20 protein-coding genes are annotated in these 22338 nt (G+C 56.0%); 11 read left to right on the top strand and 9 right to left on the bottom strand.

What is annotated here, in order from left to right:
- Positions 1 to 83: 83 nt before the first annotated feature.
- The 4 genes from BUB27_RS02645 (at position 84) to BUB27_RS02660 (ending at position 6663) form a co-directional block, all read left to right on the top strand.
- On the top strand, positions 84 to 3509 hold the full coding sequence (locus tag BUB27_RS02645) for a DUF6288 domain-containing protein (RefSeq protein WP_143157992.1): 3426 nt from the start codon (positions 84 to 86) through the stop codon (positions 3507 to 3509).
- A 367-nt stretch (positions 3510 to 3876) separates the two neighbouring features.
- Complete coding sequence (locus tag BUB27_RS02650; protein ID WP_143157993.1) at positions 3877 to 4722, top strand: PEP-CTERM sorting domain-containing protein; 846 nt, start codon at positions 3877 to 3879, stop codon at positions 4720 to 4722.
- Between the two features lie 28 nt (positions 4723 to 4750).
- Complete coding sequence (locus tag BUB27_RS02655; RefSeq protein ID WP_143157994.1) at positions 4751 to 5368, top strand: hypothetical protein; 618 nt, start codon at positions 4751 to 4753, stop codon at positions 5366 to 5368.
- Between the two features lie 77 nt (positions 5369 to 5445).
- Positions 5446 to 6663, top strand: a complete 1218-nt coding sequence (locus tag BUB27_RS02660; protein WP_143157995.1) for a glycosyltransferase family 4 protein — start codon at positions 5446 to 5448, stop codon at positions 6661 to 6663.
- On the opposite strand, the gene BUB27_RS02665 is transcribed toward BUB27_RS02660, so the two are convergent.
- Both BUB27_RS02665 and BUB27_RS02670 read right to left on the bottom strand, forming a co-directional pair.
- Entirely contained in the window at positions 6635 to 7597 is a 963-nt protein-coding gene (locus BUB27_RS02665) for a methionyl-tRNA formyltransferase (RefSeq protein ID WP_143157996.1), read from the bottom strand. The two genes, BUB27_RS02660 and BUB27_RS02665, sit on opposite strands and share 29 nt — an antisense overlap.
- A gap of 6 nt (positions 7598 to 7603) precedes the next feature.
- Positions 7604 to 7915, bottom strand: a complete 312-nt coding sequence (locus BUB27_RS02670) for a DUF6916 family protein (protein WP_143157997.1) — start codon at positions 7913 to 7915, stop codon at positions 7604 to 7606.
- Between the two features lie 166 nt (positions 7916 to 8081).
- Between BUB27_RS02670 and BUB27_RS02675 the strand changes: the two genes are divergently transcribed.
- Entirely contained in the window at positions 8082 to 8609 is a 528-nt protein-coding gene (locus BUB27_RS02675; RefSeq protein ID WP_234991680.1) for a phage tail protein, read from the top strand.
- Positions 8610 to 8686: 77 nt separating this feature from the next.
- On the opposite strand, the gene BUB27_RS02680 is transcribed toward BUB27_RS02675, so the two are convergent.
- Genes BUB27_RS02680 through BUB27_RS02690 form a run of 3 tightly spaced genes read right to left on the bottom strand, consistent with a single transcriptional unit; the run spans position 8687 to position 10135 of the window.
- Positions 8687 to 9187 carry a hypothetical protein gene (locus BUB27_RS02680; protein WP_143157999.1) on the bottom strand — a complete coding sequence of 167 codons (501 nt, stop codon included), beginning with the start codon at positions 9185 to 9187 and terminating at the stop codon, positions 8687 to 8689.
- A gap of 5 nt (positions 9188 to 9192) precedes the next feature.
- The gene (locus tag BUB27_RS02685) at positions 9193 to 9645 is read right to left on the bottom strand and encodes a hypothetical protein (RefSeq protein ID WP_143158000.1); all 453 of its coding nucleotides are present in this window, start codon (positions 9643 to 9645) and stop codon (positions 9193 to 9195) included.
- 7 nt (positions 9646 to 9652) lie between these two features.
- The gene (locus tag BUB27_RS02690) at positions 9653 to 10135 is read right to left on the bottom strand and encodes a hypothetical protein (protein WP_143158001.1); all 483 of its coding nucleotides are present in this window, start codon (positions 10133 to 10135) and stop codon (positions 9653 to 9655) included.
- Positions 10136 to 10194: 59 nt separating this feature from the next.
- Between BUB27_RS02690 and BUB27_RS02695 the strand changes: the two genes are divergently transcribed.
- Positions 10195 to 10488: a hypothetical protein gene (locus tag BUB27_RS02695; protein ID WP_143158002.1), complete on the top strand. Its 294-nt coding sequence runs from the start codon at positions 10195 to 10197 to the stop codon at positions 10486 to 10488.
- A gap of 20 nt (positions 10489 to 10508) precedes the next feature.
- Here BUB27_RS02695 and BUB27_RS02700 read toward each other — a convergent pair whose 3' ends face one another.
- Positions 10509 to 11414 (bottom strand): hypothetical protein, encoded by a 906-nt coding sequence (locus tag BUB27_RS02700; protein ID WP_143158003.1) that lies wholly within the window; start codon positions 11412 to 11414, stop codon positions 10509 to 10511.
- A gap of 107 nt (positions 11415 to 11521) precedes the next feature.
- Positions 11522 to 12025 carry an SRPBCC domain-containing protein gene (locus BUB27_RS02705; RefSeq protein WP_143158004.1) on the bottom strand — a complete coding sequence of 168 codons (504 nt, stop codon included), beginning with the start codon at positions 12023 to 12025 and terminating at the stop codon, positions 11522 to 11524.
- A gap of 98 nt (positions 12026 to 12123) precedes the next feature.
- Here BUB27_RS02705 and BUB27_RS02710 point away from each other — a divergent pair, with 98 nt between their 5' ends.
- The 3 genes from BUB27_RS02710 (at position 12124) to BUB27_RS02720 (ending at position 13525) form a co-directional block, all read left to right on the top strand.
- Entirely contained in the window at positions 12124 to 12420 is a 297-nt protein-coding gene (locus tag BUB27_RS02710; protein WP_143158005.1) for a hypothetical protein, read from the top strand.
- An 11-nt stretch (positions 12421 to 12431) separates the two neighbouring features.
- On the top strand, positions 12432 to 13019 hold the full coding sequence (locus BUB27_RS02715; RefSeq protein ID WP_143158006.1) for a hypothetical protein: 588 nt from the start codon (positions 12432 to 12434) through the stop codon (positions 13017 to 13019).
- Positions 13020 to 13234: 215 nt separating this feature from the next.
- Complete coding sequence (locus tag BUB27_RS02720; RefSeq protein ID WP_143158007.1) at positions 13235 to 13525, top strand: hypothetical protein; 291 nt, start codon at positions 13235 to 13237, stop codon at positions 13523 to 13525.
- Between the two features lie 78 nt (positions 13526 to 13603).
- Here the strand turns inward: BUB27_RS02720 and BUB27_RS02725 are convergent, their stop codons facing one another.
- Positions 13604 to 14143 (bottom strand): ankyrin repeat domain-containing protein, encoded by a 540-nt coding sequence (locus BUB27_RS02725; protein ID WP_143158008.1) that lies wholly within the window; start codon positions 14141 to 14143, stop codon positions 13604 to 13606.
- A gap of 31 nt (positions 14144 to 14174) precedes the next feature.
- Entirely contained in the window at positions 14175 to 15617 is a 1443-nt protein-coding gene (locus tag BUB27_RS02730) for a catalase (protein WP_143158009.1), read from the bottom strand.
- A 266-nt stretch (positions 15618 to 15883) separates the two neighbouring features.
- Here BUB27_RS02730 and BUB27_RS02735 point away from each other — a divergent pair, with 266 nt between their 5' ends.
- Together BUB27_RS02735 and BUB27_RS02740 are read left to right on the top strand one after the other, a co-directional pair.
- Positions 15884 to 17728, top strand: a complete 1845-nt coding sequence (locus tag BUB27_RS02735; RefSeq protein WP_143158010.1) for a hypothetical protein — start codon at positions 15884 to 15886, stop codon at positions 17726 to 17728.
- Positions 17725 to 22305, top strand: coding sequence for a hypothetical protein (locus BUB27_RS02740; RefSeq protein WP_143158011.1), 4581 nt, complete (start codon positions 17725 to 17727; stop codon positions 22303 to 22305). The genes BUB27_RS02735 and BUB27_RS02740 overlap by 4 nt, the downstream gene beginning before the upstream one ends.
- Positions 22306 to 22338: the final 33 nt, after the last annotated feature.

Consider the following 22338-nt stretch of genomic DNA (forward strand, 5'->3'; position numbering starts at 1 on the left):
CTTTTAGGTTTCAATGAACGGAAAAGTACAGAGGCCGTGTCATAAATGCTAATAGATCCGCGTTTGACTCATTATAAGAGTTAATGAGATCGGTTTACCCCATTCTAGGTATTCTCGCCGTTGGTTCGGGAATTGGTTACATCTACTTACAGTCGGAGCAGGTTTCCGCGCAAAAAGATGTGGTGGAGGCTATAGAGGTGCAGACAGCAGAGCTTGTTCCCGCGACAGAGAAGGTCAAAGAAGTTCCCGCGGAGTTAGTACAGCAGCCCTCTGAGCCGGACGTGAAGCCTGCCGAGCCACAGCCGCCAGTAGAACCTGCGGAGCCAGAGCCGCACCCGGTGCTCACAGAGGTGGAGACGGACTTTGATTTCGCCGCTTGGCAGAAGGCTCGTGGCCAGAAGATCGATTTGAAGGCCTGGGGGAAATACAATCCCTCCCCCCACCGAAGCTACTTCAATGGAGATAGTGCCGAGTGCGTGAAGAGATGGTATGTGAATCTGGGGCCGCTCGGCGTGACCACACGGATGCATGACCGGGCCTGGGAAAATTTCTCCGCAGTGAAGAAAGCTTTTCCGAAGGGTCTCTGTGATCAGGACGGTAGCCTGGTCTGGAATCACTTCGAGGTGGTGACCGTAAAGCCGGGCTCCCCGGCGGATGGAGTGCTCAAGCCGGGTGACCGCATCCTGGCGATGGACGGTGAGTACCTGCAGGGCTCCCAGCGCTGCATGCTGGATAGTGAACTGGGGAACCGCCATGTGCGCGGGCTGGAACTCCATGCCGGTGAACTGATCGATCGCGCGGAGTCCCTCGGTGAAATTACTTTGGTCGTCTTGCCCTCCGGGAAAGAATCCGGACTTGCTGCGCGCAAGTCTGGCTGGCAGAAGCTAGAGGAGCTTAAGCCTAGCTCCGGAGCTACGGTGGAGATCAAGTTTCCTTCTGCAGGGATGGTGCGCCTGATCGCCAGCGGCAAGAAGCCGAATGTGGATGGCCTCCGCATGACGGGTCCTGGCGGGCTGGCCATGGACATGGAAATGAAGCGCCGCGAGGGCATCATTAACCATGCCCTCGAGGTGCCTGGTAAGGATTGGGTCTTCAAGGGGCCGGTCAGCTGGAAGAGCGGCTCGCTGAGAGTGGAATTCCGTCCAGACCTGCAGAAACCGGAAAAGGATCTGGCTGCCAGATTGGAAACCGTCTCCCTCAAGCTGGATAAGATCGGCAGCTTCGGCTCGCATTTCGACCCGAACAGCGAAAAGGCTTACAACTACTCCCGCATGCTCAAGCACCGTCTGCTGGTGCAGCAGGAGGCCGATGGTTCTTGGAAGGCTGGGGGCTACGCCAGCCTGAGCTTCCATACCTCGATTTCCGGCCTCGCGCTGATGAGTACCGGGGACCGCTCCGTCATGCCCGCGGTCAAAAAGGCGGCCTACTATGTGGCGCAGGCTACCGAGGCTGACAAGTGGACCTACTCGAATGGCGTGCAGTTGCTCTTTCTCGCTGAGTACTACCTCTACAGCGGGGACAAGGAGATCCTGCCCTCCCTGCGCCGGGTGCTGACGGATGCCCGCAGATTTGTGCTTTCCGATTTCACGGCGGGTCACAGTTACATGCGTCCTGGTTATGGGGGTAGTGGCTACATCGGTGGTGGTGGTGCACTCTGCTGCGGTCTGGCCGTGGCCTGCAAGACCCCGGTGGCCAATGCCGAGGATCAGGACTTGCTCCACAAAATGCTCTCACGGGTGCAGGAGATCGCGCCTGCTGGCCTGGTGCCATACGGCCGTGGCGGTAAAAAGAAGGCCCACAACGAGGTGTCTGGCCAAGGCGGTGGCTGCGGCTCCGGACCCTACTTTGTGGCTTCCTTGTTAGGAAGTGGTGGGGAGCGCTTCACCGAGGCGGCGCGCGAGAGATTTTCCACCGCACCCTTCGGTACAGCGGAGAATGGACACGCTACCCAGACCCTGCATTTCTTCTGGAGTGCCTTGTCGTCCTGTCTGTCTAACCAGAAAGGCTATCAGGGAGTCATGGATGCCTATCTCTGGAAGTTCACCCTGCTGCGAGAGTACGATGGCCTGATCAATAAGAACAACTACCGCGTAGAGTACCACAATGGAGACGGAGTGATCGGTGAGCCCTACTGGCGTACCGCAGCCTACCTGATCCTGATGAACGCACACCGCAAGCAACTCGCCATGACGGGCAAGGAGGAATACCTCTCCCATGAAAAGGAGGAGACAGCGCTGCTCTACAATGACCATAAGTCCACCAAGCTCCATATGATCCGCAACTGGGCGCTGGTAGATGCTCATCTAGGGAGTGATTCCCCAGCCTCCCTCAAGGCGGGGCTGAAAGCCATGCTGGAGCTGAAGGAAGACTTCGGCCTGGAGAAGGCGCTCATGGAGCTCTTCAGGCAAAAGGCGCCGCAGATCGCGCGCGATGTCATGCGGATCCCTTCCAAGAACGGGCGCGTTCCTTCCGGTCAGCTTGCCGAGTTGGTGATGGGTATCCATTTCGATGGTCTCTGCACCGCTGACCTGCTGGCGGATCTGCCCGAGGAGCTGGAGGATGACAAGAAAGCCATCAAGGAATTTACCAAGAAGAAGCAGAAGGAACTCGCACGCAAGGGGGCGAATGGGCGCATCGACTACCGCGTGCTCATCCAGCCGCATTCGGTCATGCAGGCGGAGGAGCTGGGCACCAGCCGCGATATCGCCACGGCGATCTTCCCGATCGAAAACCTCAAGGTGGAGCTCGGCGACAGCTCACGGAAGTTCTTCAGAAATATCGTCAAATCAGGCAAGGACGGCAGTTTGAAGACCAGCTGCAAGATGGCGGATGGAGAATCGACCGTGCTTAAGGTGAGAGTCTCCTACCGCTGTGCCGGGCTGGAATTCAAGTATGTCAGTGACTTTGACATCCCGGCTTCCGAATCCCGAAACTATGTGCCTGCCCTTGTCCGAGTGCCGGTCAAAGGGACTCTGCTGGAGGATTACTACGGCTCCTACAGCATGGGGTTGCTCTTGTCTAACAAGGTTCCTTTTTCCTGTGAACAGCGCAGTGAGCCGGCTCCCTATCTGCTGGAAGGGCAGATCTATGAACTGGAGATTTCTCCAGGCAGCGCTTGGGGGCATGACCTGCGTACGGTCAAGCTGATCGGTGATGCCAAGCGCGAGATCAGCTACCAAGGGCCGCGTGAAATCCTGGACGGTAAGGTGGAAACCTCGCTGGCGCTGAGCTCCGGCAAGGCGGTCGAGATCAAGCTGAACCGCAAGCAGCTGGTCAAATCAGTCTATACGGATCTTGGCGATGGCAAGATCTCCCACCGCATTGAGGCCATGGTGGATGGTGAGTGGAAGCTGGTCAGCCCTCGCGGCACCTCAGGGCTGCGAGCCTGTGAGCCGGTGGAGACTGACCGCCTCCGTGTTCTCTATGACGGCAAGGGAGCGGAGCTTAGAGAGCTGCGTGTCGTTTCCCCGGAGAGCGATTATCAGGGAAAATGGGGAGATGTCTGGTAAAGAGGTTCTCTGATAAATTCTGAATTACGCAGATTGTTAGTTTCTGGTTACGGTTAATGCTCCTCTTGATGGTGAATCGAGAGGAGCGTTTTGTTGTGATCCTATGCGCATGGGGGTTACGCGGTAATAGTAAGTCATTTTCTAACGAGTCCGTGTTGGTTTCAAAAGGTGAAGCAGGGTGATGGTTTTCCCCAACTATTTGGTGGGGGTGTGTTAAGGATGTCACTGAGTTGTCACACAATAATGAACGATAAATGAAAAAGTTCTAATTTTTATCTTGTTAGCAAACTCTCTGTGTGTTCGTTAGATGTGATTCTAATGGATCAACTTCACTCGTTTTAGGTTTAAACTACACCAATCTACGCTCATGAAAAACTTTAACCTAACAAAGTGTCTGGTAGCTTCCGCTGTGGCGGGGGGGTTATCACTGGCGCCTAATGGAGCCCAGGCTGCTGTGTCGAGCAATGATCTGGCCATCATTGGTGCGGATCTGACCGCCAAGAATGGCAGTGAGTTTTTCTCATGGATTGCCTTGAACGACATCGCTGCGGGAGAAGTGCTCTACTTCACGGACTCCAGCTACAAATCCGGTGGATTCGAAGTGAAAGAAGGCTTGTTCGAGTATACGGTGCAGGCCGGTGGTATCTCAGCTGGGACGGTGATCAAGGTGGATAACTTCAATCCTCCTTCAGGTTATACCTCTCCGCTGAACTCTGCCTATCATTTGAATGCTTCCATAGACTTCACGACCTCAGGTGATCAGCTACTGATTTTCCAGGACAATGATATCAGCGACACCGCAGGTTTCACCGCACTGTGGGCAGTGAACTTGAATACTGATAACTGGACCTTCCCCGGACCTGAGTCAGGGCAGTCCTGGAGTGAGCTTTATCCCGGCCTGACCGAGGGAGTCAATGCCTTGGCACTTGGACTTGGTGATCAAACTGGGGATGACTCCGAGGGGGCGCGCTTTGTGCTTCCCGATAGCTATGGTGGTAACTTCGTCGGCACGGCTGATGAGCTGCGGGCCCTGATCCAGAACGAAGCGAACTGGGAAAAGTTAGCGGAGACCTCTACGTCGGGCGGCTTCAATGAAAGTGCGGACTGGGTGATCGAGGGAATTGGGAATGTCACCATCATCCCTGAGCCCAGCTCCACCAGCCTCCTGTTCCTCGGCGCTCTCGGGTGCCTGCTCAGACGCAAGCGTTCCTAAAACATCTCTCTCTTAAAACAATAATACCATGGATCCTAACAACATATCCTTAATCACAATAGCGCCCTTCGGCTCCTGGGACTACTCAGGTGAGGCCATCCTGTCTGTTAATAAGACACAGTACTACACCAAGCAGGACAACAAGGTCGGTATCCAGTACTGGGTACTCAACCGTTTTGACCCGACGAGTGCTCCTCTCTTCACTTACTTCCAGGAAGCAAACAACTACAAGTTTGATACCGTGCCTCCGGGCTTGGACAAGTTTGTGGATGATGACTACATCATCATCGTAGCCACCCAGGGCATCTTCATCACTCAGGTGCCTCAGGGAGCCTTGTACCAGTTTCTCGTGAAGATTGGTGCCGGTTCTCAGTTGGACATGCTTGAGCAGCTGAATACCTACTACGCCTGTGGTTTCACTGGCAAGGTGGGCTACACGCTCATCACCGTGCCTAGTACGCAGGACAGCGGCATCGAGAGTGGGGCGATTCCTCACTCCGTGTATGTGAGTAGTTCTTCACAGCAGAAGCAGTACGGTTCCGCTACCTATCCAGGCGGCATGCTGGTAGCCCAGCTGGTGCCTACGGAATACGACGGCAAGAAGATCTACACGCCAGTGCTGACCTCCAAGCAGTCCGTTTACTAAATCCCTTTTGTCCTAGGACATTATTTCCCCGGCACTGTGTGTGGAGTTAAGGTGGCGGGGAAATATTTTTTTGTACCATGAAAAAGTCTATCGTCTGTATCGCCTTCTACATTCCGGGCACTGGCCTGACCCGTGTCATGGATGCGCTGGTGCAGCAGTTTCGTGATGAGTACATGGTGCACTATGTGGGCGTCGGTTACAAAGGCCCTCGGATCGAGCAGCCAGGGCTGACCATTTACCCCACCAATCTGGAGGGGGGGGATGTGATGGGCTCCTACATCGCACGGGAACTGATCGAGGCAATCGAGCCTGAGTGCGTGTTTATCCTGCAGGATGTCTGGCACTTCCAGCGCTACATGATGGTGTTCGATGGTCTGCGGGATAAGACCAAGATCGTCGGCTACACACCGATCGATGGCGAGGTGACGAACCCGGAATCGGTAAGCTATCTGCTGGGGCTCGATACACTAGTGCTCTACACTGAGTGGGCACGCGACCAGGTACGCAATGCGCTGTTAGAGATCGCGCCGGAGGAAAAACTGCCGCGTATGGAGGTGGTGGCTCACGGGGTGGATACCAAACAGTTTTACCACTTAGAGGATCGGCAGGCTGTCAGGAAGGAAGTCTTCCCCGGGCTGGAGGAAGGTGCCTTTGTGGTTCTCAATGCCAGTCGGCCCTGCGTGCGCAAGCGGGTGGATCTGACTTTAAGAGCCTTTGCTGCCTTTGCGGAGGATAAGCCAGCTAAAGTGAAGCTCTGTCTGCATCAGGCTATCAGGGAAGAGCAGAGCCTGCAGCTGCTGGACCTGATCAAGGAACTGGATATCGAGGGCCGGGTAGTTCTCAATCCCTTCTCAGGCAGACGGGAGAGCGAGGTGCTCAGTGACGAGGACCTGAACAAACTCTACAATGCCTGCGATGTGGGCGTGAACAGCTCCATGGGCGAAGGCTGGGGGTTGGTCAGTTTTGAGCACGCCGCCACGGGCGCTGCCCAGATTGTTCCTGATCACACAGCCTGCGCGGAGCTTTGGAAGGACTCGGGTATCGTCGTGGAGACAGAGCCGTCTGAGATTGGCCAGATTTCTCCCTTTGTCATGACTCAGCCTACGCTGGAGTCACTGCAAGCGGCCTTTGAGCTACTCTACAGCAATTTTAGTGAACGTGAACGGCTGGCGGAGCGGTGCTATCAGAATGCCCAGCGCGAGGCCTACACCTGGGAGGCTATCGCCAAGCAGTGGGAAAGCGTCTTCCAGGCTGCCGTGAGATTACCTAACAACCAGCCTGTGCTGGTAGGCTAGCCTGTGGGGAATCGGCAAAGAGTTCCCCGGAGCGCAGGCCGAACATCACCTTGAGCCGGGCACCAGTGGCGATGGCGTTTGCGGAGCTTAGCACATTCACGCGGATATAGCTGTCTTTGGCGCAGACCACATAAAGATTCGGGTCATCGGGCGCATGGATGATGCAGCCCGGCTTGGCGTTTAGCGGCGTACGGCAGTGGAAGCTCTCCGCCTCCAGCATCCGCACCTCCGTGCCGCGGATCCAAGTCAGGGCGCCGCCGTAGTCTGGATTGCTGGCGTGGATCAGCCGTGCCACCTCACTGGCGTCCATGGAATCCCAGCGGATGATCAGGTCCTCTAGAGTCGGACGCTTTTGCTCGCTGGCCAGCTTGTCATTCTGCGCTGTTAGTTTGAGCTCTTCGCCATTGTCCAGCTGCTGGATGAGGCGGGAAACCAGATCCGGAGCCAGCTGGGCGATCTTGTCGAAGAGGGAACCTTTGATCTCTACCGGGGAAATGTCTGTGGTGGTGCAGGCAAAGATTTCGCCAGCATCGATTCGGGCGCTGGCGCGGTGCAGGGTGAGGCCGGCCTTGCTTTCCCCCTTGCGAATCTGCCAGAACAGTGGATCGGGTCCGCGATAGGCGGGCAGTGGGCTGCCATGGAGGTTCCAGGTGCCGTGCGCAGGGGTCTGGCACAAGCTTCCCGAAAGCCGGTGCGGGAAGGTGAAGACAATGGCTAGATCGATGCCGTGCTCGCGCAGCGCGTTGGATAGCTGTTCCTCGCCGTCCTCGTAGCAGACTAGCGGGATCTGGCGCATCCGGCAGAGCAGCTCCGCCTCTACATACATCGGGCAGTCTTTGCCCGGCAGGCAGACCAGTGAGAGCTGTCCCGTCTGGGTCAGATGACCCAGTAAGTGAAAGGCGGCAAAGTGGTTGCAGTAGAGTGCGGTCTTCATAAGAGATTAGGTAAACAGGCAATGATACTGGACGATGCGTTTGCCGCTTTCCGGACAATCATAGAAGCACTCGGGATTCAGGTAGATTTCAAATTCCTGACCCTCGGGGTCCTTGATCATCACCGTGGCATCAATCGCCTGGTCGGACTGGGTACGCATCACCATTTCAAAGGGATCCTGCTTCACTTGCGTGTACTCAGGCGGTGGTGCTGGAAGAGGATCAGCTCTAACAAGGGTAAGAGTGTCGATATTGTCACCGTTCAAATAGACCTCGTAAAGTCCGCCTGTATGCTTCTTGAATTGTGATATTTCGTACATGTATTGAGAATCAATAGTGGGGATGACCTGCTGTAAAGGTAATTTGTGTTAGAATATGTTTGCTGTAGGTGAGATCTATCTGTTAGTAGAGATCGCTTCATAATTGAGAAGCCACTCAATCTTTACAAAAAAACACACTATGGATGGATATATCGGAGAAATTAGAATGTTTGGTGGGACCTTTGCCCCACGTAATTGGTCTTTTTGCCAAGGGCAGATGATGTCCATCACGTCAAACTCGGCCTTGTTTGCCATCTTGGGAGTCGTCTACGGCGGTGACGGGAGAACCACTTTCCAGCTGCCTGACCTGCGCGGCAGGGTGGCGATCTCTGCTGGCCAAGGTGCGGGCTTGTCGAGCTATGCTCTCGGGCAGAAGGGCGGACAGGAAACGGTCACACTGACCCAACAGCAGATGCCTTCCCACAATCACACCACGACCAATGATCTGGCCGCTCAAGTAGGTGTGCTCGAGGATGATGGTAACACGCCTGATGTGGCAGGCCACATTCTGTCCAATGCCAATGAAAGCATCTACAGCTCGGATGCCGCAAATGCCCAGCTTGGCGGCGTTTCTGTGACCGGTGGAGTTGCTGTCAACAATGCTGGCGGAGGTCAGTCGCATGAGAACAGAATGCCATTCCTGGCGGTGAACTACATCATCTGCCTCTACGGAACCTTCCCGAGCAGAAACTAAAAGGAATCAATTTACGGAACGGTACTGGGTACCGCGACGTTTGTGTGTGGGGAAGGCGGTCCAGCAATGGGCCGCCTTCACTGTATCGTGATCTTGCCGCTCGGGGTAAAGCCTGGCTGAGTCGCGAGTTTTTTCAGGCGCAGGCTGGTAATGCCGAAACCGACCAGAAAGCAAAGCGCTGCGAGAACGGCGGAAATCAAACTGATGGCGAGAAAGAAGATCAGGGCAAACTGAAGGTAGTTTAGGGGAGAACCCTCTTCCATGCGGATGATCAGAAGGATGAGGCCTTGGACAAAGGAAAAGACATACAGGGCCAGGGAGATGCGGTGCACCAGCTGCGTCGTGCGGGTTTTGCGTTCATAGCCCAAGTTGCGTACGCTCTGGGTAATCAGCAGAGCCAAGGCCACGAGGATCCAGAGGTAGAGGGGAGCAATGATTGCGATGAATATCCCCCCGATTCCATCCTGCGGGGATGTCGCGTTGACTAGATAGGCGAGACTCAGCAGAAAACTCACGCCACTGGTGAGGTAGAAAGCTGGCAGGTAGAAGCGGAAGAGGTCGTGTTTGTGGTGGGTCATGATGCTCAGTCTGTTAGCTTGATGATTTTCCTGCGGACGATGATGGAGGGGATGATGCTGGTGGCAGCGCCAATGATGAAAGGGCTCAGCATCTGGATATGATCGATGCCCAGCGAAAGATTGGGAATCAACAGGAAGCCGAGGGAGAGGAGCATGCCGAGAGTGGTCCAGTTGAGGCCCCAGCGGACCAGGGACTGGTTGGCTTTGGTGATCGTGATTTCCTTGCCCCAGATTTCTATCTTCTGCCCGATGGTCGTAGGCTTGAGCATGGTGAGGAAGAGACCGCCGAGGTAGAAGAAAAGGAGTGCGTAGAGATAAATGGCCCAGGTGAAATTGCGAGGCACCAGCTGGCTGGTGTAGCTGCCGAATTGCAGCGGTATCTGAGACTCGCTACAGGAGAAGACTACCGTGGAGTAAACTAGGATTGAGGCGGCAGTGATGTGAATGGCTTTGACCATGGATGGCTTAGATACGATGCGCGCGGCGGAATTGGTACTCTTTCTTCAGTTCCTTGTGCGTGATGCGCTTCTCCCCGAAGAGGATCGGCGCCTGAATGAAGCCAAAAAGACCCGCGACTCCGATGATGGTGCCCACCGGAAACAAGATCAAGGCGAAGCTGCTGCAGCTGATCCCCATAATACGCCCTGACCGGCTGCGCTTGATCATGTGGTACGCGGAGATGGCACCAAAGCCCCCCAGAAATCCGAATAGGATGATATAGAAATCGAATCCATCCACACGAGTGCTGGAGGCCAGCTGGAGGCTAGCCTGCCCGAGCAGGATGAGAGAGATGATACTCGTAAAGCTGGCCACAGAAGTGACATTGCAGGAGCGGGAGTAGAGCCTGTCCACCGCCTGCTTGCTGAAGCGCGCGAAGAGCGGATTGCCGTAGCTTTCCTCCTGGGTGGCTGCACTGTTAGGCGGGCTGTATGGGTTCTGGGTCTGCATGGCTGGTGGTCTTCTTGCTGGGATTAGTGTAGGTTCTGTGATACTTTCTGTACTTAGCCATGAGCAAGATCATCAGCGCAAGCCTGCTTTCCATCGCCGTCCTCATCACCGCCTGTGAAAAGGAGGCTCCCGAGCAGCCGGAGACGGAGGTCACGGAAAGTGCGGAGAGCAGCACCTGCCGCCAGCGCTTCACCAAGGCTCATGAGCTCATGAAGCAAGAACAGGACACCACCTCCCTCCAGCAGGCCCGCGAGCTACTCCGCTCCCTCCAGCAGGAATACCCCGACTGGAACCCCTCCCTCGTCCAGAACCGCCTCGACAAATGCGAGAAACTCCTCGGTGTGGAGGACTAGGTTTTCTCTATCAGCCGTCTTCAGTACTCCGTGGTCTTGTCCAGCTTGAGCACCCAGCCGGCCTCTCCGGCGTGCAGCTTGTACTGGAGCTGGCGGGTCTTCCCGGTGGGGGCTTTGGCCGTTTCATCCTCCGGATAGATCGGGAAGCGGCGGGCGAGGACATTTTCCACCACGGCGAAGGCGTCCTGGCCGCGGTAGCCCGTAGCAGCTTCCTTCTCAAGAGGGGGCAGGTAGATCTGGCTGAGCGATTTCTTGTTGTTGGCGGAGTAGGCGGTCAGCTGGGCCTCCTTGTTCTCACCGCTGACTGAGAAGATGTAGATCTCCGGCGAGCCGTCGGCATTCAGGTCTGCTAGCTCAGCACCCGTCACCTTGCCTTTGACCTTGTTCATCACGGGGGTGTTGTCCTTTTCCAGCCCCTCTGGGGTGACTAGGATCACCGTGTGGTCGTTGTCCATCGGCTTGGCGCTGAGGTTGAAGGTGATCCCCTGTAGGCTGAGCTTCTTCGGCAGGCTGCTCTCCACGTCCTTGAGGGCGACACTGAGTTTGTGATTGGCGGTGAGGTCGGAGTCCTTGGCATTGCCCATCAGGTAGAGGCGGATGGTGTAGCGCCCGTCGGTGGGGAGAATCTGCGTGGTGGTCTTCTCATCCTCCGCCGACTGGCTGCCCACGAAGAGCGTCTCCTTGTTCATCGGGCTGATCAGGTTGAAATACTGGGTCATCCGGTCGCTGTTGAGAGTGACGGTCAGCTGCTGGCCGGCACTGGCGTCCAGCTTGTAGTCGAGGATATGATTGCCCGTCAGCGAGCCTTCGACCACGATTTCCCCGCTGCCACCGGGGATACTGAGAACTTCCTCATGCGGCTTGTCCGCATACACGGCTTGCAGACTGAGGGAACACAGGGACAACACACTTAGAATCTTTTTCATCGTTCTGGGGATGGTTTAAACACCCTCCACCCTAACACAGAACCACAAGATTGCGAGGCGCAAAAAGCTTTAGAAATCGTCCTTTCTGAAGAGGGCTAGCCTAGCACCTATTCTTTTTCCTGAGCCTCAGGCTTTGGCCAGGGCATGGGCTTGCCGGTTTCTAGCAGAGTCTTGAGGGAGGAGAGGATGACGGGCCAGCCGCCGGCCACGTTGGCGTAGGTCTGGTTTTCTTCTTCAAAACCGCTGTGGGTCACGGTGAGGGCGCACATCTCCTCACCGATGGGCTCGATGCTGTAGCTCACTGTGGTCTCCGCGTCCTTGGAGCCGGCGAAGTTGAAGGTGTGGGTGAGAGTCTTGGGCGCTTCCAGCTTGGTGATGGTGCCGGAGATCATTTCCTGATCGCCGCCATAGCTGATCTTGCCGCCTTGCTTGAGCTCCAGGGTGTGGATCGGGGCCAGGTAGTACTGGTTGACGGCCTCCTTCTGGGTCAGAGCATTCCAGACGGTCTTCGCAGGCTTGGCAATGAAGGTGGTGTAGCTGAATTCCGGTTTCACTGGTTCAGCCTGAAGCGGCAGACAGAGGCAGGCAAGGAGAATGAGGGTAATACGCATAGGGCTGACTCTGGCTGTTGGAAAGCACACTGACAAGGAGAAGATGCAGCTGGAGCTATGCACTTGGCGGTCAAAGGTCTGTCTGCTAGGGTGCTGCCGTGGTCGATTATCTGAAAGAGAGTTGGAGGGGGGTCCTGAAAGTCATTGTCGGGATCGTTCTCGTCTTGGTGGTCTGGCAGATCGCGGCGCAGGAGCTTTACCGGGAGAGCAAATTCCTCGTGAATGTGGGTGCTTTCATTGTTAGCGCCGTGTCCTTTTACTTCCCGGATGAGGTGGTTTGCTGCACTGGCTGGAGGAGGCATTCATCCGATGACTGGAGGTTTGAGCCTGCCTGGTGGGTGGAGTTTTCTGGATTCCTAGGTTTAGTCTGTGTGATTTGGATCTTATTCGTGTAGAGTGCTTGCAGATGACGGAAGAGAACGCCAAGAAAGGTTTCGGTTGGCCACTGGTCGCAGGCCTCGCTGCTGTGGTGATCCTGGCGATTGTCCTGTCTGGTGTGGCGCTCTCTTATTTCGGCCTGTTGCGCAGCGATGATGAGATCCGTGATACCGCGATGGGGGACTATGCTCCCTTCCTGAGGCAGGCGGACAAGCTGGAGCTCTATTCTCTCGTTCCCAGTCCACACAGGGATCCGGATGGTAACAGGATCGATCCTGACCCCCAAAAGACCTTCCACGGCTACTACATCTACGGCAAGATCGAGATCACGGATCCGAATAGAATGGATCAGGTGCGTACAGCCGTCCACCAGAGCGTCGCCACAGAGCGCAATCCGCCAATGATGCATTGCTTTAATCCTCGCCATGGTGTCCGTGCCTACTGGAATGGTGAGGTGCGGGACTACCTGATCTGCTTTCAGTGTGCCTCCATGGAGATGTTCCCGGCTGCCGCGGCTGAAAAATCTGAGAGAGTTTACTTTGGGGCCCAAAACTTTGCGAAAGTCCTGAACGATATGTTAGATGCCAATGGTATCAAACGAAGCCTGCCTCAGTGAAGCCTGAGTGAGCCCGTTTTCAGTATCTCTAACTAAAAATGTGTTGCTTTTTAAACGCTAGTTTGAGATCAACTTGGTGCAACTTGGCTAGCCATTAGTTCCCCCCCGAAGCCAATTCCACCCAAGCTTGTCAATTATGAATATATATTCATGAAAAGCTTGAGTTCTGGAATTGTCATGTGCTAGCTTCCGCGATCATTATACGAGACCTCAACATGCGAAAAGTTTATCCAGTGCTGGCATTCTTCACTGTCATGGCTGCTGCCTTCTTGGGCGGCTACCTGGGGAAGTCCACGTACTCTGAGGTGACCCTGAGTGAGGTCACCTGGGTGATGCTGACCTCCCTGCCAGCCACCGTGGCCGGTGTGTTGATGATCATCGCGGTCACCATGCTCTACCATGAGAAGAACGTGCCCTCACGTCTCTACTGGATGGCGGTGACCATGGTTTCGCTGGCCACCCTCTCCTTCGGCTGGCTCTGCCTGATGGTGGCCCGCGGCGTGTAAGTTTTCCTAAAACAATAAACCCGGAGGCAGGCTGCACTCCGGGCTCTGGTTTACGCATACAAATGGTTGAGAGTTTCCCTAGGGTTGGGGAGTGAAGTGGTAATGGCTCTTCGGCGTGTGGTTCTTGAAGAAGGCCATGGTATAGGTCGCTGCGGTGCGCAGGCGGCGGGTGATGCTGGCCACGCTGCTGAGCACCAGGCTGGAGGCGCGGCTCTTGCCGGCATTCTGCTGGAGCAGTGCCAGTACTTCCTGTCTGCCGAACATGGCGGCAAAGGTGATCGGTGTCTGGCCGTGGCCTTGCTCCGCGTTCGGGTCGGCCCCGTGGTTGACCAGGATGCGTGCGCACTCCAGATGACCTTTGAAGGCCACTCCGGCCAGTGGGGTCTGGCCGCGGGAGTTGCGTAGCTCCGGATCCGCCCCGTGGTAGAGCAGGATCTGAACCGTCTGTGGCTGGTCGTTGTAGCTGGCGAGCATGAGCAGTGAGTTGCCTTTGTGGTCCTGCAGGTTGACAGGCATGCCGGCTTCTAACATCGGCTTCAGCATTTCGATGTCACCGTGGCGGGCGGCATCCAGCGCCATCTCCTGCAGTTCGGCGTAGCGTTTGTCTTCGTCGTTCATGGAAAGTGGAATGGGTTAATGATTTTACGTGTTAGGCGGGCACCATGCCCAATGCTTGGCGGACACCCTCACCGTAGGCGGGGTCGGCTTTATCGAAGTGGGCCAGCTGGCGCTCGATGATTTCCTGCGGGACGCCCTGCATGGCTCCGGCGATGTTCTCAAAGAGCTGCTGTTGCTGCTCGGCACTCATCAGGCGGAAGAGATTGCCCGGCTGGGTGTAGTCGTCATTGCCTTCGCGGTGGTTATAGCGATCAGCGTCTCCAGAGATCTTCAGCGGTGGCTCGGCGAACTCGCTGCTATCAATTGGCCCGTCGAAGCTGTTAGGCTCGTAGTAGGCATTGCTTGAACTTGGTGTGCTGAAGTTCATGGAGCCGTCCATGTGGTAGGTATTCACCGCGGACTTGGGTCGGTTGACCGGCAGCTGCTCGTACCAGGTGCCTACACGGTAGCGGTGGGCATCGGCATAGGAGAAGATGCGGGCCTGCAGCATCTTGTCCGGTGAGAAGGAGATGCCCGGCACGATGTTGGATGGTGAGAAGGCGGACTGCTCGATCTCCTGGAAGTAGTTTTCCGGATTGCGGTTCAGTTCCAGCACGCCCACGTCGATGAGCGGGTAGTCGGCATGTGGCCAGACCTTGGTCAGGTCGAAGGGGTTGAAGGCGCAGTTCTCCGCCTCTTCCTCCGGCATGATCTGGATCTTGAAGTCCCACTGCGGGAAATGGCCCTGCTCGATGTTCTCGTAGAGATCACGCTGGGAGGACTCGCGGTCCTGGGCGATCACCTGGGCGGCCTCTTCATTGCTCATGTTCTGGATGCCCTGACGGGTCTTGAAGTGGAACTTCACCCAGAAGCGCTCACCCTTGGCATTGATGAAGGAATAAGTGTGGGAACCGTAGCCGTTGGTGTGGCGGTAGCTCTTCGGCAGGCCGCGGTCGGACATCAGGATGGTGATCTGGTGCAGGGACTCGGGGCTCAGTGACCAGAAATCCCACATCGCCGTGGCACAGCGCATGTTGGTGCGCGGGTGGCGCTTCTGCGTGTGGATGAAATCCGGGAACTTGAGTGGGTCGCGGACAAAGAAGACCGGCGTGTTGTTGCCTACGATGTCCCAGTTGCCCTGCTCGGTGTAAAACTTGAGGGCCCAGCCGCGCACGTCGCGCTCGGCATCCGCCGCACCGCGCTCGCCGGCCACGGTGGAGAAACGCAGCAAGCACTCGGTCTGCTTGCCGACCTCGGAGAAAATGTCCGCCTTGGTATACTGGGTAATGTCATGGGTGATGGTAAGAGTGCCGAAGGCGCCGGATCCCTTGGCGTGCACCACACGCTCCGGGATGCGTTCGCGGTTCTGGTGAGCCAGCTTTTCGATCAACTGGTAATCCTCCAGCAAGAGTGGTCCGCGTGGGCCGGCTGACTTAGAGTTCTGGTTGTCTGCGATGGGGTTGCCACCGGTGGTTGTCATTTGTTTGCGAGACATAGATTCAGGAAGTTTTGGTTAAATTGGTTTATCGACTTCGCTGCGCAGTATGCCTGCTGATTGGATATTGGAGAAATACTTAGGTCGTATAGTAGATATAGGAATTTCCTATAATAAGGCGAGAGCGTTACAGATGTGTGAAGCATTGATGGTGAAGGAAGCTATCGGTAACAGGAGCGTCTCCGGAATGATCTTGATTATGAAGTAGATATCTTTTAAACAAACGATTGATGCTATTGTCTAAATTACACAACAGAGTTCTCGGCATGATTATTCTCCCCATCTGCTTTCTAACAGGTGTTGCGGGGGCTGCGGAATTCAAAGTCTACCGGGTCGGTGATGACAAGAAGATCGTAGAGGCTGGTAGTATGCAGCTCCGCGCTGCGAAAAGTATCCAGCAGATGCTTGGGAACTATCACCGGGGTTCAGATTTTGCGATTCCTAAGGAGGGGATCAGTGCGGAAGAAGGCAAGAAGGCAGTGGCCGCCGCAAAAAAACAGCTTCTGGCTAACAAGGCGAAGTACGAGGAGGTGATGAAGGAGAAGGCGAACATGTGGCACGTGCAGACCTCCACGATCCTTCAGGCCAATGAGGCGCTAGGCGGTATTCTCGCCGCCTACGGAGGGGAGGCTGAGATTGCCTGGCTGAACGAACAGTTTCCCAATCATTATTGGGTCGGCGCGCCGAGCGTGCAGATCAGGATGCGGCACGGAAAAGGTTTCGATACCAGCAGCCCACTGGATTTTAACCACGTTCAGATTGCTCGCGTTTACGCGCTCAAGCGGGACCAGGCAGCCGTCGACTGGCTCTACAAGAACCGTGAGAAGCTCATCTCAGAGGAGATCGATTTCCTCTATGATCTGATGAAGCTGATGGCGCTGAACAAGCATCCACAGGCAGAGAGCTTTGCCCTGGAATGTCTCAAGCGGTACCGGGAGAAGGCGGTCGAGGAGAACATGGGGGACAGCAGCAAGATTGGTTATGATCTGGTGAGCCATGTGCCCTGGGCGGTGGCCTATCTGGCAGCCTATGCCGAGGAGGCGAAGTACAAGGAACTCTTCGAAGGACTCAAGATCCATGCCAATATGCGTCAGGATATCATGCTGATGATCAGTGTGGACCCTACTGTCTGGCTGGATTGCGTTTATGGTAAGCCGGGGGCGAATACCGATTATCAGCGCTACATGATTAAGGAGATGAAGTGGGACCGGTCGATTCTTCGGGCAGCCTTTGTCAAACGGAGTTCGGATCAAGCGGCCAGGTTGGAGGCCTATATGAAGGCTAGCTTTAGTGCTATTTCAAAGAAGCATAATCTTTTTCAGATCACAGGGCGTGCAGATGTCAGTCTCTTGTTTCGTGAGACGATGGCGATTGACCTGAGCCCCTTGCGTGTATCTTCCGTTGCTGCGCTGTATGCTCAGCTGCGCTCGAATCCTAACTGGGAAGTTCCGCGAGCTTATCTTTATACTCCCTGGGTCAAAATGGAATGGTACCCTAAGCTCATTGCAGAGATTCTCGGAGACAGAGGTTCCATTGTTTTTAATCCTTATCGTCTCAGTCCTTATGATCATGAAGAGATCAAGAAAACTTTGTTAGGAGGTAAGATGCATCTTAAGTGCGCTGTGGATTCCGTGATCCTTTGGCAGCAGTATATCAACAACTCCTTCAAGCCGCCGATCGAGTATCAGCTCGGCGGCATTCATTCTCCAGCACTCAGGCTGCCGGGAGACATGTCTTCCATCGGCATGCACAGCTTCATCCGCACCATCGCCAAGCGCGGTAAAGGGACCTTGCTCATTGGCATCAAGGTGGAGACCAAGCACCGGGACGAAGGCGGCCTCGCCAGTGCTATCGCCCAGCTTGGGGAGAAGATGAAGCCCTATTACGAAAAGCACGGCCTCAAGCAGATCAGCAATCTCCGCTGGCAGTGCGGGGAGGACAAAGGAACGCTCGAGTACCTCAGCACCTCGGAGTCCGGTCTGCATTTCTTCAAAGGCACCTTCACCCGCCCGGACATGCGAGATGTCCATCTCTACTTCGACTGGAACTCCCCCGGCAAAACCTACGTGCTCGCCCACGCCCTTTACGAACCTGAATTCAACCTACCATGAAAACCCTGACTCTACTCACTAGTATCGCCCTGGTTGCCAGCGCCATCGCTGACGATACAGCGCAGCAAAAACTCCAGGCCCAGAACCGGATCAACACCGCACTCATCAAGCTCAGGCAGGCTGAGGCCGGTGGAAATGCCGGTAACATCGCCGAGGCCAAGCAGAACTTGGCGAGAGCGGAGCTTATCTACCGCGGCGCCACCCGCGAGCATTACCTCTCCTCCATGCGCGGGGTGAACGAAGACGGCCAGAAGCGCTACGTCTATCACAATAAGGCGGAGAATACCCGTCGCCGCATTGATTTTACCAACGCGCTCGTAGGCTCGGCGGAGAACCGCAAGGACATGACTGCCGACCAGCGTGCTGCCTTTTTGGCAAACAACGAGGCCGCCCTCCGCGCCATGATGATTGACAATGCGGTGAATGAATCCTTTGTCCGCGAGTTCCGCCCGGTAGAGGACCGCACCTACAAGGGGCACACAGCTTTTGACAAGCGGGTGGATGCCAAGACCGCGCGCATGAGTGAGCTGCTCCGGAACATCGAGAGCACGGACTACAACACGAGCTACGGTCACAAAGGCTTTGCCGCCGAGGTGGACCAGATGGCCAAGCGCGTCCAGGTGGAGCACAACCTGGAGGAGTACCGTTCGCTGGCGAACAGCCGGAATTTTAGAAGCCCTAGCTCCGGTGAATTGCTCACCCCGACCCAGCAGAGCAAGGTCGGTGCGAATGCCATGAAGGTGCTGGAAAGCAGCGTGAAACGCCGCGCGCACGACGGCGGCATTCCTGAGGACTTTGTTAATTTCTTCACCGGCGAGAAAAAGGATTCCCGCCTGGCGCTGGCTGGTCAGCTTTCCTACGAGAATAAGTCAAACATCGCTTCGCAAGCGCTCAAGCACGTGGAGGGTAAAAACGCCACCCCGCAGGAGCACTTCCGCGCCATGTCCCAGGTCATTCACCAGCGCGCCAATGAGCTGGATGACTATTTCACCAATGAATACCTGCCCAATGCCAATGACGGCAAAGACAGCACCGTCAGCCAGTGGGCGAATCTCGGCATGGGCACGGCCATGCGCTCCATCTTTGAGAACAGTGAGGAAGGGGTAGGCACCGTGCGCCGGAAGATCGATGCGGTCAAAGCTGATGGCTACAAGGTAGCCGCTCTCCTCAATGAGGCCGCAACGACCAATGCGAACAATCTGACAGCCAAAGACCGGGATTTGCTCATCAACTACGGCTATGTGAAGAAGGAGGCTGATGGCAAATACTCCTATCAAGTGCCTCAGTCTAACCGGGACATCAACCAAGTGATGGATGTGAACCTGCCGAAGAGCCCCTGGATGGATGTGGTCAGTGTGCGCAGTGCCGGGGAGACTGGCCTCGCCATGGCTACGGGGGCAGGTTCGGCACGTTTTGCCCAGGCTCTGGCCAATGCGGGAAATCTGGGAGCCAAGGGGACGGCAGCACTGGCCACCCTCACCGAGGTGACTGCCAGCTCCGGTATGGACTCGCTGATGAATGTGGCGCACGGCAAGGATGCGGATTTTGACAAGGCGCTGTTGCACAACCTAACCATGGCTGGTGTCGGCAAACTGACTGGAGCTGCTGGTGATGAGTTTTTGAATTCCAATAAGAGCTGGCGCGATGCGCTGGAAAACTCCGGGAACAATACTGTGTTCCGTGAGTTGATGGGCGCGACCAAGGACGGAGAGAAAATCCTTCGCAGTGATCAGATGAAGCGCTTCATCGCTAACTCGGTAGGACTCACCTCGGAGGCGGCTATCGAGACTGCCTATCAGGCTGCGGCTGATGGTGGACCACTGGACAAGGATGCCTTCATGGCCAATCTCTTTTCCGGTGCCATGTCAAAGACCGCCAGCTCGGTCATGCACGGTGGCGGGGAGGTGACTGCTGAGAAGGTCATCGAGCGCTTGCCGGAAAGTGTCCGTCAGTGGGCGATCGATAACCCGAAGGCGGTGCTCGCTTCTATTGAGCGAGCCCGCAAGAGTGAAGCCCATGCCCAGGAGGCTGTGGATCGTTTTGATGCCGTCAAACGCCGCGTCGCAGAGGGGGGTGAAGGGACGGGCTTGTTAGGAAAGCCAGAAAACAGCGCTGAGGTTTATCGGAATCCAGCCATGGCAGACCATATCATGGACAGCCTGAAGAATGGTGACCTTCGCTGGGGTGACTTAGGCATCATTGCAGAGAAGGAAGGCAAGGTCGTTGCGGATCTCCTGAATGAGGTGAAAGACCGCCGCACAGAGTGGGCTTACGGTGTCAGGGAGCCGGATAGTGGAGTGGTGTTAGATAAGGCGAAGGAAAATGTGGCGGCGGACTACGATAGCCGGATCGCCGATGTGCGTGCAGGCAAAGGCACAGCGGAAGACAGGGCGCTCGGCGTGGACGGTCTGCAATCAGAAAGAACCGCAGTGCTGGAGCAGCTTGGTAAAGGCGAGCGCGACAAGAATGCCGCTGGTGTGAAGGCGGGCAAGGCTCTCTCTAAGGCACACGGTGAATTGTTCACCAAGGATGTGATGGAGAATGGCGTCGGCCAAGAGGTCAAGGACCGTGCCATCCGCGAGCTGAACCGCGAGTACGAGCTCAAGAAGCAGGCAGCCATCACCGGAGACGGGGATGCCTCGTCCAAGGACATCAGGCTCAGACAGCTGGAGGCGGAAAGGCTGGCTCATGAAAAATCGATCAAGGAGGCCAAGATGATTGCCCCCGGTTCCAGTGATCCGACTAGTGATATCGACCGCTCCTGGAGTGAGCCGCGCGTGGTGCAGGCCATGAAAAACCTGCAACGCGATCGCCTCATGACCGAGAGCAATGGCGTCAAAGGTGTCGGCCCTACCACAGCCAAAGCCTTTGACCTGAATGAATACTACAACGTGATGGACGGCGTGAAGGCCGCCATGCCGCTGCGCAATGATGCAGAAAAAGGCTTCAACAACGAAAAGGTGGATATCGAGGGAGTCGGCACCGTGAGCCATGATGATGCTGTGGCCGGCAATAGCCTGGCGGCTGCCATGTCTCATATGTCTCCCGAGCGTCGCGAGCTTTATAAGAAGAATATGCTGGAAAAGGCCGGTGATGATCCGGTGAAGAAGCAGCAGCGCGAGACGGAAATCGCCATTGCCGAGCGTGCGCTTGAAGCCAGTGAGAAGAGACTTAGCGAGGCTCGTACCAAGGTGGCCGAGCGTTTCGGGCTGGATCCGAACAGCAAGGAAGCTGGCATCTACGCCCGTGACCTTGTCTACGGGGAAACCATGCGGGATGTGAAGGCGTTGGATACTCAGATCAGCAAGCTGGAGCCGGGCTCGCCAGACTGGAAGAAACTCCAGGCCCAGCGTGAGCGCCTGATGAACCAGGCCTCCCGTGACGGGATCGAGGCCTACACCGATGGTGCTGGCCTGGATGTCATTGTGAACCGCATGCAGAGCAAGACTCGCGAGGATGGTAGCAAGATGTCGGTCAATGACCTCTGGAATGACCCCAAGTTCAACCGTGATGGCGACCTCAGCCACCTGTCCGAGCGCCAGCTGGATAACATGATGAATGACCAGACCATGATGATTTCCGAGCACCTGGATGCCTACACGGAGGGTGGGGAGACTCCTCACCAGACCGCTCGCGCTTTGGCCAAGTACGGTCAGCGTGCCGCCTTGGTGGCTAAGATGAATGGCGCGGACATGCCTCCGGGGCACCCGATGCGTGAGCTCTACGATGCCACCTCCAAACTCATCGAGCACAAGGGTGACCCGACAGCCATGCGCGCCGAGCTGGAGAAGCTGGCTGGCCCCGGTGGGACCTATCGCGATGGTCTCAACAAGCTCAAGAACATGGTGGAAAATGCAGTGCCCGGCCTCAAAGGCTACACCGGAGTACCTAATTCCAAACCAAATCCAAACGTGCCGAAAGGCTTCTCCTCACTCAGCTCCTACCGCGATTGGTTGCGTACTCGCGACAAGTTGTACGAGCGTGGTGGACAGCAAGAGGTGGACCGCTGGCTGCAGGACCAGCGTGATGCAGCGGAGATGAACCGCGCGGCTCTACAGGCTGAGAAGGCAGATCTGGAAAAACTCAGTGAAGACTACCTGCCTGCCGACTTCAAACAGGCCCGTAGACTGCAGGAAAACCTGGATGCCGTCATGGAGCAGATTGAGGCCATGCCCAAGTCCCTCGAAGCCAGCCCGGAATATCTCGAGCTGCTCAAGCAAAAGGCGGACATCGAGCGGGCCATGAAGGCACTCAAGGACAAGAAGGCCGCCTACGAGAAAGAGCACGGCAAGCTGCCCAAGCATCCAGATCTGGATCAGATTGATCGTGAGCTGAAAGCTCTGGAAGAGAAGGCCCAGGCTCTCGATGACTACCTGAAGAACGGCACCCACCCTCCGAAATTTGATCCGCCCAAGGTGGCTGGCGATGGCACCGATGATCTGGAGAAAATGATCAAGGAAGAGGAAACTCCCAAGGAAAAGCCAGTGCGTCGTCGACGTGGTGGTCTGGCAGGTGCCCTTGAGGATGTGGCTGATAAAATCGAAGGCGCTGGCGAAGAGCCTAAGAAAGACAAGTAGCCTTCCCATGAATCTATGATCAATGCATTTGCC

Source organism: Rubritalea squalenifaciens DSM 18772, assembly GCF_900141815.1.
In the GTDB taxonomy this organism is placed as follows: domain Bacteria; phylum Verrucomicrobiota; class Verrucomicrobiia; order Verrucomicrobiales; family Akkermansiaceae; genus Rubritalea; species Rubritalea squalenifaciens.

Excerpts from the sequence above, each read along its gene's own strand:
- BUB27_RS02665 (WP_143157996.1), bottom strand. The coding sequence starts at position 7,597 with ATGAAGACCGCACTCTACTGCAACCACTTTGCCGCCTTTCACTTACTG.
- BUB27_RS02695 (WP_143158002.1), top strand. The coding sequence starts at position 10,195 with ATGAGCAAGATCATCAGCGCAAGCCTGCTTTCCATCGCCGTCCTCATC.
- BUB27_RS02735 (WP_143158010.1), top strand. The coding sequence starts at position 15,884 with ATGATTATTCTCCCCATCTGCTTTCTAACAGGTGTTGCGGGGGCTGCG.
- BUB27_RS02730 (WP_143158009.1), bottom strand. The coding sequence starts at position 15,617 with ATGTCTCGCAAACAAATGACAACCACCGGTGGCAACCCCATCGCAGAC.
- BUB27_RS02715 (WP_143158006.1), top strand. The coding sequence starts at position 12,432 with ATGACGGAAGAGAACGCCAAGAAAGGTTTCGGTTGGCCACTGGTCGCA.
- BUB27_RS02675 (WP_234991680.1), top strand. The coding sequence starts at position 8,082 with ATGTTTGGTGGGACCTTTGCCCCACGTAATTGGTCTTTTTGCCAAGGG.
- BUB27_RS02685 (WP_143158000.1), bottom strand. The coding sequence starts at position 9,645 with ATGGTCAAAGCCATTCACATCACTGCCGCCTCAATCCTAGTTTACTCC.
- BUB27_RS02720 (WP_143158007.1), top strand. The coding sequence starts at position 13,235 with ATGCGAAAAGTTTATCCAGTGCTGGCATTCTTCACTGTCATGGCTGCT.
- BUB27_RS02680 (WP_143157999.1), bottom strand. The coding sequence starts at position 9,187 with ATGACCCACCACAAACACGACCTCTTCCGCTTCTACCTGCCAGCTTTC.
- BUB27_RS02660 (WP_143157995.1), top strand. The coding sequence starts at position 5,446 with ATGAAAAAGTCTATCGTCTGTATCGCCTTCTACATTCCGGGCACTGGC.
- BUB27_RS02740 (WP_143158011.1), top strand. The coding sequence starts at position 17,725 with ATGAAAACCCTGACTCTACTCACTAGTATCGCCCTGGTTGCCAGCGCC.
- BUB27_RS02650 (WP_143157993.1), top strand. The coding sequence starts at position 3,877 with ATGAAAAACTTTAACCTAACAAAGTGTCTGGTAGCTTCCGCTGTGGCG.
- BUB27_RS02690 (WP_143158001.1), bottom strand. The coding sequence starts at position 10,135 with ATGCAGACCCAGAACCCATACAGCCCGCCTAACAGTGCAGCCACCCAG.
- BUB27_RS02670 (WP_143157997.1), bottom strand. The coding sequence starts at position 7,915 with ATGTACGAAATATCACAATTCAAGAAGCATACAGGCGGACTTTACGAG.
- BUB27_RS02655 (WP_143157994.1), top strand. The coding sequence starts at position 4,751 with ATGGATCCTAACAACATATCCTTAATCACAATAGCGCCCTTCGGCTCC.
- BUB27_RS02725 (WP_143158008.1), bottom strand. The coding sequence starts at position 14,143 with ATGAACGACGAAGACAAACGCTACGCCGAACTGCAGGAGATGGCGCTG.
- BUB27_RS02645 (WP_143157992.1), top strand. The coding sequence starts at position 84 with ATGAGATCGGTTTACCCCATTCTAGGTATTCTCGCCGTTGGTTCGGGA.
- BUB27_RS02700 (WP_143158003.1), bottom strand. The coding sequence starts at position 11,414 with ATGAAAAAGATTCTAAGTGTGTTGTCCCTGTGTTCCCTCAGTCTGCAA.
- BUB27_RS02705 (WP_143158004.1), bottom strand. The coding sequence starts at position 12,025 with ATGCGTATTACCCTCATTCTCCTTGCCTGCCTCTGTCTGCCGCTTCAG.